Source organism: Paraglaciecola sp. (assembly GCF_039943935.1).
Taxonomy (GTDB): domain Bacteria; phylum Pseudomonadota; class Gammaproteobacteria; order Enterobacterales; family Alteromonadaceae; genus Paraglaciecola.
Window position 1 is genome coordinate 14,083 of the sequence record NZ_JBDUZQ010000023.1, and the last position, 15,258, is coordinate 29,340.

10 protein-coding genes are annotated in these 15,258 nt (G+C 40.7%); 4 read left to right on the plus strand and 6 right to left on the minus strand.

All coding sequences use genetic code 11. From position 1 onward, the window contains the following. Positions 1 to 376 precede the first annotated feature (376 nt). From ABJD71_RS14960 to ABJD71_RS14975, 4 genes are all read right to left on the minus strand, one after another. Positions 377 to 775 (minus strand): RidA family protein, encoded by a 399-nt coding sequence (locus ABJD71_RS14960; protein ID WP_348171082.1) that lies wholly within the window; start codon positions 773 to 775, stop codon positions 377 to 379. Positions 776 to 850: 75 nt separating this feature from the next. Then, the gene (locus ABJD71_RS14965) at positions 851 to 2,218 is read right to left on the minus strand and encodes an aminotransferase (RefSeq protein WP_348171085.1); all 1,368 of its coding nucleotides are present in this window, start codon (positions 2,216 to 2,218) and stop codon (positions 851 to 853) included. A gap of 38 nt (positions 2,219 to 2,256) precedes the next feature. After that, positions 2,257 to 3,720, minus strand: a complete 1,464-nt coding sequence (locus tag ABJD71_RS14970) for an NAD-dependent succinate-semialdehyde dehydrogenase (RefSeq protein WP_348171088.1) — start codon at positions 3,718 to 3,720, stop codon at positions 2,257 to 2,259. An 87-nt stretch (positions 3,721 to 3,807) separates the two neighbouring features. Further along, complete coding sequence (locus ABJD71_RS14975; protein ID WP_348171091.1) at positions 3,808 to 5,013, minus strand: Xaa-Pro peptidase family protein; 1,206 nt, start codon at positions 5,011 to 5,013, stop codon at positions 3,808 to 3,810. A 144-nt stretch (positions 5,014 to 5,157) separates the two neighbouring features. On the opposite strand from ABJD71_RS14975, the gene ABJD71_RS14980 reads away from it, so the two are divergent. Next, entirely contained in the window at positions 5,158 to 7,392 is a 2,235-nt protein-coding gene (locus tag ABJD71_RS14980; protein ID WP_348171093.1) for a TonB-dependent receptor, read from the plus strand. Between the two features lie 266 nt (positions 7,393 to 7,658). On the opposite strand, the gene ABJD71_RS14985 is transcribed toward ABJD71_RS14980, so the two are convergent. Continuing rightward, a complete protein-coding gene (locus ABJD71_RS14985; protein WP_348171096.1) occupies positions 7,659 to 8,294 on the minus strand; it encodes a TetR/AcrR family transcriptional regulator in 636 nt (211 codons plus the stop codon). Positions 8,295 to 8,502: 208 nt separating this feature from the next. Here ABJD71_RS14985 and ABJD71_RS14990 point away from each other — a divergent pair, with 208 nt between their 5' ends. The 3 genes from ABJD71_RS14990 (at position 8,503) to ABJD71_RS15000 (ending at position 13,670) form a co-directional block, all read left to right on the plus strand. Further along, a complete protein-coding gene (locus ABJD71_RS14990; protein WP_348171099.1) occupies positions 8,503 to 9,957 on the plus strand; it encodes a serine hydrolase domain-containing protein in 1,455 nt (484 codons plus the stop codon). Between the two features lie 66 nt (positions 9,958 to 10,023). After that, positions 10,024 to 12,183 (plus strand): CocE/NonD family hydrolase, encoded by a 2,160-nt coding sequence (locus ABJD71_RS14995; protein ID WP_348171102.1) that lies wholly within the window; start codon positions 10,024 to 10,026, stop codon positions 12,181 to 12,183. 14 nt (positions 12,184 to 12,197) lie between these two features. Next, the gene (locus tag ABJD71_RS15000) at positions 12,198 to 13,670 is read left to right on the plus strand and encodes a peptide MFS transporter (protein WP_348171105.1); all 1,473 of its coding nucleotides are present in this window, start codon (positions 12,198 to 12,200) and stop codon (positions 13,668 to 13,670) included. 294 nt (positions 13,671 to 13,964) lie between these two features. On the opposite strand, the gene ABJD71_RS15005 is transcribed toward ABJD71_RS15000, so the two are convergent. Further along, positions 13,965 to 15,233, minus strand: coding sequence for a serine hydrolase domain-containing protein (locus tag ABJD71_RS15005; RefSeq protein WP_348171108.1), 1,269 nt, complete (start codon positions 15,231 to 15,233; stop codon positions 13,965 to 13,967). Positions 15,234 to 15,258 lie beyond the last annotated feature (25 nt).

Genomic DNA, 15,258 nt, shown 5'->3' on the forward strand with positions numbered 1-15,258 from the left:
AGGATTAAAAAGCGATAATTATGGTTAATAATTATGCTATTGGAGAGCTTTTATTTAAAGGGATCGCGCTACATTTTTTATATTAAACGTTCTTTCACCAGTTCTCGGTTACGAACCCGAATGATGAGAAGGTAATGAGAATCTTCTGGGTAATTATATGGTCGGTCAGCAATGAGGTTTATTTTTTTAAATGCTTGTCTATTTGATTAGTTGAGGCCGTCTAGATAACGTTATTTCTGATGAGATAGGTATTTACCATTAAGAAAAATTACCAAACGTTTCAAAATTAACTTTTGTCACGCTTGGCAAAATTTATTCTGTTGTTAGTTAATTTTCAAAGTAGTTACCACTTGTTTAGTTTTTTTCTTCAGTGTATTTACTTTTTAGCAATCGCTGCTATTGCTTCAATTTCAACGTTAAAATCATGGTGTAGAATCTTACATGGCACTATTGCACGAGCGGGTTTGTGTTGACCAAGGAAGTCAGCATAAACCGAGTTTACTGTAGGCCAGTACTCAACGTCTGAAATGTAGATTGTTACTTTAACTAAGTCGGAGATCTTCGCGCCGCTTGCTTGTAATATTAAACGCAAGTTTTCTAGGCAATTATATGTTTCTTCTTTGACATCATTTGTCTCTTTGCGGTTAGTTCCTGGAGTAAAACCTAATTGTCCAGATACATAAATATTTCCGTTATGTATTACTGCTTGAGAATAATGTCCGCCAGCAGGAGAGGCGTTGGGAGTTGATATAGATACGATCTTTTGATCTGTCATTATAGCGGTCCTGTATATTTTCAGCATTCTGACCTTGTAGTCAACAAGCTCAGAATGCACTTAAGCGTTGTTTTATTAAAGCTTCGACGTAACTTGATTGATGGCTATTCGCGCTTTTTCGATGATCACATCTACATCTGTTTTAGTCGTTATTAAAGGAGGGGCAAATCCTAATATGTCGCCATGGGGCATTGCGCGAGCAATGACGCCTTGCTCTAAACATGCTGCAGATATTTGAGCGCCTACTTTTTTACTAGGATCAAAACGGACTTTTTTATCTTTATCTTCAACGAACTCTATGGCTGCTAACATGCCTTGTCCCCGTACTTCGCCCACCAGTGGATGCTCTGAAAACACATTTTTGAGTTGGCTGTTAAAATACTCCCCCGTGTTCTTTGCATTATTAACTAAATCAAGGTCCTTAAGTACTTTAAGGTTTGCAACCCCTGCCGCTGCGCATAAAGGATGTGCAGTGTAGGTGTAACCGTGACTAAATGGCCCAAATTTATCTGAGCCTTTCTTTAACACGTCCCATACTTTATCGCCGACAATTACACCTGATAATGGTAGGTAAGCGCTGGTTAAACCTTTAGCAACAGTAATTAGGTCAGGTTTCATGCCGTAAAGGTGAGAACCAAAGTTTGAACCTAGCCTTCCAAACCCACAAACAACTTCATCTGCTATCAGTAAAATGTCATATTTTTTGAGCACTTTTTGGATCTCGTCCCAATAGTTCTCTGGTGGGGGAATGATCCCTCCGGTGCCAAGCATTGGTTCGCCAATAAAAGCGCCTATTGTTTCTGGGCCCTCGCGAAGGATCATTTCTTCTAAATCATGAGCACATTGCTTTGAAAACTCAGCTTGTGACATGTCACCTTTCGCTTCGAAATAGTGATGCGGATTGGTGGTGTGTAGAATTGGTCCTGCTGGCATGTCAAACGCTGTATGGTAAAACGGAAGCCCTGTCATACTGCCAGATATCACAGTGGCCCCGTGATATCCTCGTAAACGAGAAATAATTTTCTTTTTCTTTGGGCGGCCAAGTACATTATTGTAATACCAAACAATTTTCGCCTGTGTTTCATTCGCATCCGACCCTGACATACCGTAAAACACACGTGACATGCCTTCGCCATACCACTCCAGTATTTCTTTAGACAAGTTAATCGCAGGCTCATTTCCGTGTCCAGCATAACTATGATAGTAAGCTAGCTCTTTGGCTTGCTTGGCTATTGCATCTGCAACTGCCTCGTTTCCATAGCCAATATTGACACAATATAAGCCCGAAAAGGCATCAATTATTTCTTTTCCTTGGGTATCATAGATACGAATACCACTCCCTTTTTTAATTACTCTGGACGGTGTGTTTCCGGCGTCATGGTCGGCTAAATGTGTAAAAGGGTGGACAAGTGTTTGTCGGTCGAGATCGTTTATACTGTTCATTTTACATAGTTCCTAATGTGATATTTAAAAGGGATAAATTACATATTTCCAAGGCATATATACTTAAGTTCGGTGTACTCATCTAAACCATATTTACTGCCTTCTCTACCTAGCCCAGATTGTTTGAATCCTCCAAATGGTATGGGTGGGCCTGTCATTGATGGTGTGTTTAGGGCAACCATTCCATACTCAAGCGCTTCACTGATTTTCCATAGGTTTCTCATTGAACTGCCATAGATGTACGCTGCTAAGCCGTAGGGCGTATTATTTGCCTCATTTACTAGGGTTTCAGTGTCATTGAAGGGAGTGATCGCCAGGACGGGACCAAATGTTTCTTCTTGTCGAATTAACATGCGCTCGTTAACGTCACAGATGACGGTTGGTAAAAAGTACTGTTTGCCTTGCTCGGAGCTGCTCCCTCCAACATGAAGTTTTGCACCTTTACTAAGGGCGTCGTCCACATGCTCCTGACATTTATTAATCGCCGCCATAGAAATTAGGGGCCCGATGTCAGTGTTTTCGTTCATTCCATCACCCACAACAAGCTTACTCACTTGTTTAGTCACTTTTGTCACAAACTCTGCATATAGACGGCTATGGACAAAGCACTTGTTAACAGCCAAACAGTCTTGTCCAGATGTGGCAAACTTTGCAGCGATTACGCCATCAACAGCAGCGTCGATATCTGCATCTTCAAGCACAATAAAAGGTGCGTGGCCGCCAAGTTCCATTGATACTTTCTTTAGAGTGTTCGCGCATTTCTCGGTGATTAGTTTCCCTATTTTTGTTGACCCAGTGAAACTTAAAGCACGTACTTTTTCACTTTGTGTTAATGCGTCAACAATGGGCTCTGGTTGGCCTACAATTGTACTCAATACACCTTTTGGAATACCGGCTTGCTCGGCTAAGCTTTGTAAAGCGATTGCCGAGAATGGGGTTTCATCTGCAGGACGTACTATCATGCTACAGCCAGCTGCTAGTGCTGCGCTGGCTTTGCGAGTAATCATGGCACATGGGAAATTCCAAGGTGTAATGGCTGCTGAAACGCCAATGGGTTGGCGCATTGTGAGCATCCTGGTTCCGTCCTTACATGGCGGGATCACTTCTCCATAATGACGTTTACCTTCTTCTGCAAACCAAGTAACAAAAGATTTCGCGTAGTTAATTTCTGCACGGGCTTCTGTAATGGGTTTACCTTGCTCTAATGTAATTATTTTTGCTAAGTCTTCAGCATTCTTCTCAATTAGATTAGCCCATGCGTGTAATACTTCAGCCCGCCGATATGCACCTATTTGTTGCCAATCATGAAGGGAGTTTTCACTGTGTTTAATCAACTCTTGAGTTTTTTCTTTACCAAACGATTTTACTCTACCTAGAGAGTCATTATTGGCAGGGTTAAACACCTCAATACCTTCAGCAGAAGCTGTGACTAAATCCTCAGGTATCAATGTATTATTTGCTAAAAATGAAGTTATTAATTTTTCTTGATTCTGTCTTTTCATTTCAAATTCGCTAGATCTCATTTACTTGTGTTGCAAAACAGCCTAAAACGCACTCATTTTGTTAAAGTTTGAAACTATTTTTTGAGGTTATTTCTCGAATAGTTTCCGAGGAAATTTACAAAAGGTTTCAACACCCGTTTTAGTAACAACAAAGGGTTCAGTGATGACTAAACTATTGCCTTCATGCCAAATGGCTGGCATGAGGTGAAATGACATGCCCTCTTGCAATACGGTTTTATCATCTGGTCTGAGACTAACTGTCTTTTCACCACAAGTAGGTGGGTAAGCTATACCAAGGGAGTATCCGCAACGAGCTGATTTCTGGACATTGTGTTTTGACGCTGCTTTTTGCCATGTCGCTTCTACATCACAGGCTCTTACACCAGGTTTGATAAAACTTAATGCGGCATCCAGTCCTTCAACAATTGCACTTTCAATTTTTCTTAACGTTGCATTTGGTTTGCCCAAATACAATGAGCGACCTAATGGCATATGGTAGCGATTTCTACATGCCATTAATTCTAGATTCACTTGGGTGTTGTTTTCATATCTGCTTGAGTTCCACGACAGATGGGGGGTGTTAAGTCGCTCGCCAGCAGGTATTAAAGGAGGGGTGCTAGTATATGCGCCGGCAAAATCTGGGTTACTTGACACTAAATTACTATATGCTGTGGCAGCCACATCACATTCTCTTACTCCGGGCTCAATCAAATCGATTGCAGCTTGCATGGCATTTTCAACCAGGGTTGAGGCCTCTCGCATATACTTAAGTTCCGTGTCTGATTTTATCGCTCTTACCCAGTTTACAAGTAGGCTAGCATCAGATATTTTCGCTAAGGGCAACTCACTTTGCATCTTTATGTATGATTGGATGTCCATATAGTAGCTATCCATTTCAATACCGATATGTAGATCGCTACCGAATCGAGCACGTATTTGTTCTGCCATAACACTCATTGGGTGATATTGCTGTGATTGAACAAATTTATCATCGTAGCTAACTATGCTGTTTTCACTTAATGTGCTGGTGATAAGTGCGCCTGTTCGGTCCATTTCTCGACCAATCCATACTGGCTCAACCTCTGAAGCTGAAATAAGGATGCATTGGGGCACGTAAAATGACCATGCATCGTACCCAGTTGTATAATAAATATTGCATGGGTCTGTTAGTAAGAGTAAATCCAAGTCACGGTGTCTCATCTCTGTACGAATTTTGGTTAATCGAGTGTTGTACTCTTCAACAGAAAAATTGAGGTGTTTTCCAGTTGGGGAAACGTCTTTGGAGTTTGTCATTTATACAGCCTTATGTTACATAGATTGCAAATTATATTTAAATGATATACGGTTGGCAACACTTACATTTTAAATTTTATGTAAGTTGGTTGGTAAGTAAAATTGAAAGCAATAATAAATACAATGAGAATATCCGGAGAACTAATGATAAATTTACAGCGTAAAACGTTTTCTATTAAGCCTATAGCATTAGCTATTAGTTGTATGTTGGGTGTCACACAAGTCGCCAATGCTCAGGAAGAGGCAGCCAATGAGCCTGTGTCTGAAGGTGAGTCTTGGGAAAAAATTGTTGTCTTAGGTGAAAAGCGTGGACGAACTGTTCAAGACACCGTTTCATCTGTCGCTATTACCAGTTCAATTGATATCGAAAACAACGCAATAGATAACGTTTTCGACATTTTAAAGCGAACTGCTGGCGTTAGTTCTGGGGGGGGAGACTTGACCTTTTCCGTGCGTGGTGTCAATAGTGAAGGCCAAAACGCAAGAGGCAATCCTTTGGCTACCATCTATGTTGATGGCGCTCCTTTAGAGTCTGAAGCTGCAGGGAAAGGCGGCCCACTAAGCATGTGGGACGTTGCTCAGGTAGAAGTGTTTAGAGGACCTCAGGCGACGACTCAAGGCCGAAATTCTCTGGCAGGTGCTATTGTTGTTCACACCCAAGACCCTGATTTTGAATGGGGCGGAAAAGGACAAGTAGGCTTTGGTTCAAATGGTGCTTATCGGTTTTCTACTGCAGTTGGCGGGTCACTCATACCCGATGAGCTCGCCTTTCGAGTCGCTTTAGATAAAAATCATACAGATGGTGATGTTAAAAATGTAACCTTAGGTTTGGATGACTGGGCATTAGAAGATAATGCACTTGGTAGAGTGAAACTTTTATGGGAGCCAGCTGATATAGAAGGGCTGTCTGTAAAATTCACGCATAACTATTCCAAAGGACGTTTTGGTACAGAAAACGTTAATTTATTCTCTGATACTGAGGAAAGTGCTGCGATTGATCCTTTTGATCGGTTGGCATATAGCAACCTTAGAGATATGACAACCACAACCACTAAAAATGCGATTTTAGAAGTAAAATACGATGATTTGTGGGAAGGGGTGGATATCATTAGTATCACGTCATTCTCTGATGTTGAACAGTTGCAATTATTTGATCAAGATTTCACAGCCGCAGGCGCAACAGATGGTTCTAGTGTTGAAACGAAAAACGAATATCAATCTCAAGAAGTGCGCTTTAGCTATGACCGTGGTGGTAATTTTACAGGGTTACTTGGTCTTTATTACTTTTCGTCAGAAGAATCTTATGAACTTATCAACAATTTAGACTTTCCTTTAGATGTAAGTATTTTTCCTGAGTCTATACAGTCTCTTGTTCCACCATCTTTTAATTTAAGCGTGCTCTTAAATGAACAAACGGATGTTGAAAATTATGCAATGTTTTTTGAAGGAGAGTATCGTTTTAACGATATGTGGAGAGTCATGTTTGGCCTACGTTATGACAACGAAGAGCAATCATTGGATGGCTTGAATAATCCTGTCATTGACGATCCTAATCTACCTGAATTTTTAGTACCTATACTGGAGCCTGTCGTTGCAGCAGCAATAGCTGACTCTCCTGTAAATACTGAAGAATATGACGCATTTTTACCAAGTTTATCTTTAACATATTCGATTGATGAAGATATGTCAGTCAGTGCTAGTGCAAAACGCGCATATCGCTCAGGTGGATCAGATTTTAACTTGGCTCGTGCTTTATCGGTGTCTTATGACTCTGAATACGCATGGACCTACGAGTTAGCGTTTCGCTCATTGTGGGCCGATGGTGATATTACCGCAAATGGTAATATTTATTATACGGATTGGAAGGATCAACAGGTTTCCATACAGCCAGAGAACCCGATTAACAGATTTGATTCAGTTACAGTTAATGCGGGTAAGTCTGAGCTATCTGGTGCAGAGTTTGAACTCTCGGCTGTTGTAAACGAAAATTTTGATGTGTTTGCCTCAGCAAGCTATTCAAAGACAGAGTTCATTGAGTTTGTTTCAGCTGGGCTTGACCTGTCTGGCAACGAGTTCAGGTTTGCTCCAACAGCACAGATTGCTTTGGGAGGAAGTTATAATAACGATGGTTGGTTAATAAGTGCCGATGCAGCGTACACGTCTTCGTCCTATGACGATGCGCGCAATCGTCCAATTATTGATGAATTGGATAGCCATATCTTAATCAATGCCAAAGTTGGGTATGAATGGGATAGTGTTGGTGTTTACTTTGTAGGAAAAAACATAACAAATGAAGAGTACGTTCGTGATGCTAGTGATGTCACTGTATTGCTTGGAGACTCTGCAAGTTATAATCTTTTACTTACATTTGAATTCTAATCATAGTGTCAGCATTAACTGGCGTATTTAATACGCCGGTTAATACTGAATGTTCTTTCGTATTGTTCCTCATCTCCAACTAAAGCGTTTGTGCCTCTATCGACTGTTGCGTATAAGTTGTCCCTGAATAATGTAGCAGCCACTAGAGTTGTTATTCGTAGAATTGTTTGGAATTAATGAAGGGATAGTTAAATCTTTTTATCTATTATGGAAAGTCCATAACACCTTACTTTTTGATTGAAACCTATGCTTGATTCTTCAAACAGTTATGCCTGTGTCTTGTTGATTTGATCTAATGTAAACTTTTTAATTTCATCTATGTGCTGCTTAGTATTAGCTCCCGGCATTGAATACATTTTACGAGAAGCCAAACCTGACAAGTAAAGAGTAACAAGATGACATAAGCGCAATACATCAGCATTTGGGATGGAGTTACTCGAAAACAATCGTACCCAGAGTTTCTCAATTTTTTCAGTGACTTTTATCTGGGCATCAACGATATAGTCGTGTATTTGCGGATCTTTGCGTGTTCCCCTGACTATTTCTGTCATAGCAAAGTAGTTTTCGCTACTGTAAAGGCTCCAAGTTTGATCGATGACTTGTACTAGTTTTTCATCAGCTGGCAAATCAACTTGAATATCTGTTTCAAGATAACGTATTAGGCTATCCGAAACTTGAGAGGCAACTTGGATCATAAGTTCAGCTTTACTGCCGAATAAATGCTGTGCGGCTCCCCAAGTAACTTGCGCTTTTTTTGTTATATCTCCGGTTCGCATTGCAGCGTAACCTTTTTCGTTGATAACACTAATTGTAGTATCAATTAAGTTGCGGCGTGTTTTTTGCCTACGCTCTTCCTGTGAACGTCTTAATTGAGGAGTTACTGTATTATTAGCTTTCGTCATGTGCATTACTCGTCATTAATATTTAATAGTCTGATAGCGACTCTTCCTGACTGATCGCAATTTATCATTTTATTCAAAGTGGTCAGTATATGGAACTTGATTGTAACTACAATTTTATTTCCTGATAAATTAGGTGGGATTGTAATCGTTGTTGACAATTATAATATACATTATAAAATCTATGTATTATTTTTTTATGGTGTATGAAGTGAAAGAATTTGTAGACACACTTCTGCGAGATACTCAGCAACTCTGGCTTCAACCGGGTATCGCAATGTCTGTTGTGCAAGGAGCTAGTAGCTTTCATTCTTGTGTTGGCGTTTGTCGATCTGATGGTCGTGTGTTTGTCGATGAAAAAACGAGCTTTGCTCTTGCTTCGTGTTCCAAGCCTTTTATTGTTGTGGCTATATTAATACTGCAGAATCGAGGGTTACTTCGACTTGATGACCCTGTTAAACAATATATCAAAGAGCTTGAATTCTCAGAAGATGGGTTAAATGGTGCGGTTACCATTCGTGACCTGATGTGTAATCGCTTAGGGTTGCTTCCATCTGAAGGCCGTCATCGGCAAGTTGCATCAGATAGAACAAACCTCATCGCTAGATTAAAAGACCAACCCTTCAGACATGCATTTAAAGAACACTACGCTTACTGTACAGATGGCTTTACCTTACTTGGTGAGATAATGGTAAGAGTATTAAAGCTGGATCTGGACTCCTGCTTTGAGCAATTAATATTTGCTCCCTTAGAGATGGAAAATACTAATGTATCGCATCAGTTGGCTCAACAAGATGGAAAGTTTGCGTCTCCTCATTTATGGCAAGACGGCCGTTTAGCGCCTATTCCGTGGGTTTACGAGGACCATGTGGCGGCTCCTGCTGGCGGGATCAACAGCACAGCACAAGATATGCTTAAATGGATGCGTTTCTTAATGACTGGCAAGTCATTAAAAGGTGTTCAGGTGTTAGCATTAGACCAACTAAGGTTAGCTCGTATTCCTCATATGGATGACATAGGGCCTTTTTCCGAGCATGAATTATCACAGGCGATGGGCCAGTACAAACATTTAGTAGAAAATGAAGCATATGCCTTGGGATGGTACACTCACACGTATCTTGGGGCCCGTATTGTCTATCATACTGGTTCAATCGATGGTTTTCGTTCTCTCACAGCATTAATCGAAGGGCATGACTTCGCGGTTTCTATATTAGCAAATGGAGACAATCCATTTTTACCTCGTATGTTATTTCAGATGTTAGTTGATAACGTCTTGGGGGTGGAAATTGCAGACTGGAAAGCACTGTTTTTAGAACATCAGACTTTATTAGGTGGCGGAAAAAGTTTGCACTCCTTTGCACAAAGTAAGCTTAGTAAAGATGAACAAAATTTATTAGCTCCCTTAATTGGAAAGTTCAAAGATAACACTGGATTTGGTCTCGCAGAGATAAAATTAGTAGACGACTCTATTGTGATGACGGTCGGCTCGCTGAAGTTTTATCTGCGCCCAATAGATAAAGATAGTTTTGAGGCTTATAAAAAATGGCCTTATTGCACTGGAGCGCAGTTTACAGCTCGAATTATACCTAACTCCGCAAGTGATGCGATTGGTTTTACTACGTCTCAAAGAGCGCATTTTATACGCATGCCCGTCAGTGATGTGTGATTGAATTTTGTGTTGCAAATTATGTGCGGCAAATACTTAAATATAAAAATAAAGTGATGGAAAGTTATGAAATTATCGATATATAAAGTGATGAGAAAGCTCAAGAATATTTACCTTTTGCTTACTATTATGTTTTGTGTGGTGTCTGTTTCATCAAAGGCGCAATCTAGTTTTGGTGAATATAGACCTAGTCAAGAATACTCTCAATATACCCGTTCATCACAGTATATTTCAGTAGCAGACGGCACTAAGTTGGCGGTAGATGTATTTCGTCCTGCTGTAAATGGGCAGGTTGAGACTAAGCCTTTACCTGTTATCTTTTATTATGGACGTTATTGGCGAGCGAAGCAGCTTGCAGATGGCACTATTATGACTAATCTTGGTCCGTGGCAGCCTGGTCAAAAAATTGGCAGTTTAGTGGCTAGAGACAATAGTGGGCGTTTGCTGTATTGGGATACAGGCCGCGAATCCATTGCTAACTTAATGAGTCATGGGTACGTATTTGTACGCGCTGAGTCTCGTGGGACTGGGGCATCTGAGGGGATTAGCCAAGGAGACCACGCGCTAGGTGAGGCTCGCGATGGTGCTGATCTTATTAAATGGATCGGAGAGCAGCCATGGAGTACAGGTAAAGTCGGTATGATAGGCGGCTCGTACCATGGTATGACCCAATTAAAAATTGCAGCACTTGCTCCTCCAGAGCTAAAGGCTATTTTTCCAGCGGTGCCAATTTTTGACTTGTATCAGTTAGCGACAGGAGGGAGTGGACTGTTACACAAAGGTATTTTGTCATTTGGGCAAGGGCAAGCAGAAAAAGACGGCCTAAGCCAAACAAGTGGAAATATGGTAAGTGCTCCAAAGGTTGCACCTGTTGATAATGATATGAGTTCAGAACAATTAAAGAGTATTTTAGAATACAGAAAGTTGAACTCGCCTCCTAATGCTTTATTTTCTGCTCTGCAAGATGTGGCTCCGGATTTGATAGCAACTATGCTAAAAGTAACGCAAGCCTTTGAATTCTCATCTCCGCTACAAGCTCTAGAGCTCATGATGGTGCCTCCTCGCTTTCAAAAAGCCCTTGAAGGAAAGCCTGAATTACAACAAGAAATCGCAAAAGGGTTACATATATATCGAGATACTGCTGCTTTTTCTAACGCCAGAGACAAAGGCTTGGTATCGCCAAGTGCAGTTATGAATGACATTCAAAAAGCGGCTATCCCTATGTATATTTGGACGGGATGGTATGACGAAGACACGATTGGCGCGTTCAATTTGTTTAATAGTTTTACGGGGCCTAAAAAGCTCACATCAGGTGTATGGAGTCATGGTCCAAATGAGGATAACGGTATTGACGATAACTATTTTGATGGGTTTGAAGCTGAAGCTAGGGAATTGCTGTCATCTGAATCATTGCGCTGGTTTGATTATTGGTTAAAAGGGATTGATAACGGAGTGATGGCCGAAGATGCAATTCATTATTCTTACAGCAATAGTGATAAAAATTTGATTTGGAATAGCACTGATGCATGGCCATTAAGTGAAACAAGCTCTAAAGTATTTTATTTTAATTCTCTAGCGACTCAAGTTGACTCAGTTGACGATGGCACGTTATCAACAGGCAGGGATAAGGCTGCGTCTCTTAAATTTACCGTTGATTACACCAAAACAACTGGGCCGTATTCTCGATTCCATGACTCAATGAGCAGTGCGCCCTCAATGGTGTATCCAAACATGATTGAGCATGCGAGTGGAGAGGGAGCTCTAACATTTACATCTGCTGCGCTAACAGAGGATACACTTGTTGTCGGTCATCCTGTTCTTAACATCTACGCTAACTCAACGGCAGTTGATGGTGAAATATTTGCTTATTTAGAGGAGGTTGATGCAGAAGGTAATGCGCTGTATTTAACCGAAGGGGTTGTGCGCGCCTCACATAGAAAATTAGTCAAAATTGCTAATGATACTCTGGGGGTACCAATTCCTAGTTCTACTCGCGCTGATGTCAGTAAAACTTCAGCGTTCACCGAAGGTGTGACCGAGTTGAAGTTTGCTTTGCAACCTACGGCAAACTTATTTGAGAAAGGGAACAGAATCCGTTTGGTTATTACGGGAGCTGATATGCATAATTATCTTGCACCAGTATTTTCACCATCTCCAGAATTAACGATTTCTTTCGGTGGAAAACAAGCATCCAGTCTAACCTTGCCAATTTTCAGTGCTAAATAGAGAAGAGATGCTCAATGAATAATAAAGTGTGGGGTAACCCAAAAGGAGTGTTTCTTGTCTCTGGTGTAGAATTATGGGAGCGGTTTAGTTACTACGGAATGCTTGGGTTGTTGGTTCTGTTTTTAACCGCAAATGCTAATACCGGGGGGCTACAGTGGTCAACGGAAACGGCTCTCAAGTTGATGGGTATCTACAGTGGATTCATTTTTGCTGCTCCTGCTATTGGAGGGTGGATTGCCAATAACTATTGGGGAGAACGCAAGTGTATATTTTATGGAGGCCTACTTGTTACTGTGGGGCACCTGCTGTTAGGCGGTCCTGTTTATTTTCCATATCTCATCGATTTACTGAGTGATGAGCCAATTTCGAATCTGTTGTTATCGTCTAATATTTCTTATGAAACGTTATTTGCAGATAAAGAGACATTGATACAAGTATCATCTTTAAGCCTTGATCAGGTAACGCAATATTCTTGGTTAGTTGTAGGATATCACCTTAAGTTATGGAGCTTTTTAATAGGGTTAGGGTTGATTGTAATGGGTACTGGCTTAATCAAACCTGCGGTATCTTCTATTATTAACCATTTTTACGCACCAGGGTCAAAATCTCGTGATTCAGGCTTTGCTTTTTTCATGTCTAGTATCTATTTAGGGGCATTTTCGGCTAATTTTGTTGCAGGTACGCTAGGAGAAAAGCTAGGTTGGCATGCGGGGTTTTCGGCGGCAGCGTTGGGCATGGTAGTAGGTATTACTGCTTACATAATTTGGCAGAAAAAGTACCTGGGCGATATTGGAATTGAACCACAAAACCCTTCAAAATCCAGAAATGAACAGCCAATTAAGTTGAGTTTAGAACACAAAAAACGACTAGCTCTTGTTGTCTTGATGGGGGTGTTTACTGTTATTTATGCCGTAGCGTTTTATCAAAAAGGCGGCATGCTAAACTTATATACGCTAAACAAGGTTAATAGAGTTGTCTGGGGCTTTGAGATACCAGCAACGTGGTTTTTGAGTATTAGTACAGGCATCTTCATTGTATCAGCGCCATATTTGGTAAAGCTTGTAGCACATAAATTCCCTAAGATTGATGCAATCTATAAGTTGGCTCTTGGCCTAATCTGTATCGGCATTGCCTACTCTTTATTAGCCTTGGGCGACGTAATCGGGGGAGATAACGAGAAAGTTTCGATACTGTGGATTGTACTTACTTATATTTTGTTTGGATTAGGCGATGTGTTGGTTTGGCCTGCTCAAATATCAGCTGCTGCTGCCCTTGCTCCAAAGCATCTGACCAGTTTTGTAGTTGGAGCTTGGTACTTAACTATTGGGATTGGAAGTTGGTTAACGGGTTATGTTGGTGCGTTATCTACAGAGTATAGCCACCTCAGCCTTTTTGTTGGAATATCTACAGCGTGTCTATTTTCAGCAATGGTGCTAATGCTATGTTACGGGTCGTTATCTAAACTTTCAGGTAAGGTTTCACTTTGATCGTTCATGTGCGGTCATGATGAACGATTGAAGCGTCTAAGGGATGTAAAACAATCAATTTAGAATGGTTCTTATATATCCCTATAGTCGTATTTTATAGATTCTATCTACTCTTAACGTTGGGAGTAAAGAATAAAGGAGTCTTGATTGAAGTATTAATACTTGAGACTCAACATTAATCTAGGTTCAGTTCATGATGTGTTATTGCAATGTCTTCTTACTACTATGCAGGCTATCTTTTTCGTCCCTATCTAACCATAATTAGCAAGGCTGCACTATTCAAAATAGTGCTCTCTAAAGGGGAGACTCATAATGGAAAGTCTGCATCAACTTCAGCATAGTTTGCGTTGCTAACGTTTTGTTGATGTCGTGAGGGCCATTGGTCAGCATAATTACACCAACTTTTTTCTCGCGAGAAAACAATATATAGGCATGATGCCCGTCGTTATGTCCTCCGTGAGAGTATATTGTACCATAACGACCAAACGGCCTAATACGCCAGGCTAACCCAATTTCAAACACATGTGCGTTGTCTTTAATAAACTCCGCGTTTGATTCAAATAATAGGTCTCGTGCTTGTAAACTTAATGGTGAAGGTTTTTGTGAGTCGTTTATTAAGTGAGCGATATATTTTGATAAATCAAGAATATTTGATGAAAGCCCTAACGCTCCTGTAACGTCTCCGAATGTCCATGGTGGAATTGCGATGTGTTGGTGGGTACCTAAAGATGTGGTTATTAAGCTGTTGTCATTATTCGAAGCATAAGGTGTTGCCATATTAGCATCGTGTTTATTGGATTTTCTGACAAAGGTATTCGTTAACTGAAGCGGCGTTAAAATATGAGTTGATAGAGCCTGGTAAAAGTCTGTCTCGCCACTTACTTTTGTCAACACATAGGCTGCTAAATACATGCCAAAGTTGGAATAGTAATAACGTTCCCCTGCTGTATATTTAGGTTCAGTGGTCGCTACTGCATCTAGTAACTCTTTAAAGCTATAGGGTGCGCCGATAGTCGGATCGAAATAGTTAGAAAGCTGGGGAACCCTTATGTTCTTTCGGTTATTGGGATTACTAGGCAAACCCGAATAATGGGTGAGTAAACTTCTTAGCGTTATTGTATTCGCATCGATTTTTGGATGAAATTTTATGTTAGGTACATAGTGCGCAATAGGGCTGTCTAGGTCTACACGCTTGTCGGCTGCGAAAACCGCTGCCAGAGCCCCAACAAATGTCTTTGTAATCGAAGCGACTTGATACGTTGTGGTCAGTGTTGTTGGTGTTTTGGTAGTCACATCCAATACACCATAACTTTTTTGCAAAGCAACTTGTCCATCGAGAATAATACCCACATTGTAACTTGGCGCATGTTTATCGCTCATCGCTTCGAAAATACGATTATTTAGCCACTTCTCGGTCTCGTTAAGTTTTGATGTGACAATCTTAGTGTGAGTCTCAACCGCTAAAGATGAGGAAGGTAAGAGTATCGTAGTCATTATCCCAACAGGAACACACAATATCGAAACTACCTTAACTAAACTTGTATTGATTTTATATGCGCTCATTTTTTATCCAATTAAAAGTTAGGTA

What these genes read in the sequence shown, in the direction of transcription:
- ABJD71_RS14985 (WP_348171096.1), bottom strand. Translation starts at nt 8,294, where the DNA reads ATGACGAAAGCTAATAATACAGTAACTCCTCAATTAAGACGTTCACAG.
- ABJD71_RS14965 (WP_348171085.1), bottom strand. Translation starts at nt 2,218, where the DNA reads ATGAACAGTATAAACGATCTCGACCGACAAACACTTGTCCACCCTTTT.
- ABJD71_RS15005 (WP_348171108.1), bottom strand. Translation starts at nt 15,233, where the DNA reads ATGAGCGCATATAAAATCAATACAAGTTTAGTTAAGGTAGTTTCGATA.
- ABJD71_RS14980 (WP_348171093.1), top strand. Translation starts at nt 5,158, where the DNA reads ATGATAAATTTACAGCGTAAAACGTTTTCTATTAAGCCTATAGCATTA.
- ABJD71_RS14960 (WP_348171082.1), bottom strand. Translation starts at nt 775, where the DNA reads ATGACAGATCAAAAGATCGTATCTATATCAACTCCCAACGCCTCTCCT.
- ABJD71_RS14970 (WP_348171088.1), bottom strand. Translation starts at nt 3,720, where the DNA reads ATGAAAAGACAGAATCAAGAAAAATTAATAACTTCATTTTTAGCAAAT.
- ABJD71_RS14975 (WP_348171091.1), bottom strand. Translation starts at nt 5,013, where the DNA reads ATGACAAACTCCAAAGACGTTTCCCCAACTGGAAAACACCTCAATTTT.
- ABJD71_RS14995 (WP_348171102.1), top strand. Translation starts at nt 10,024, where the DNA reads ATGAAATTATCGATATATAAAGTGATGAGAAAGCTCAAGAATATTTAC.
- ABJD71_RS15000 (WP_348171105.1), top strand. Translation starts at nt 12,198, where the DNA reads ATGAATAATAAAGTGTGGGGTAACCCAAAAGGAGTGTTTCTTGTCTCT.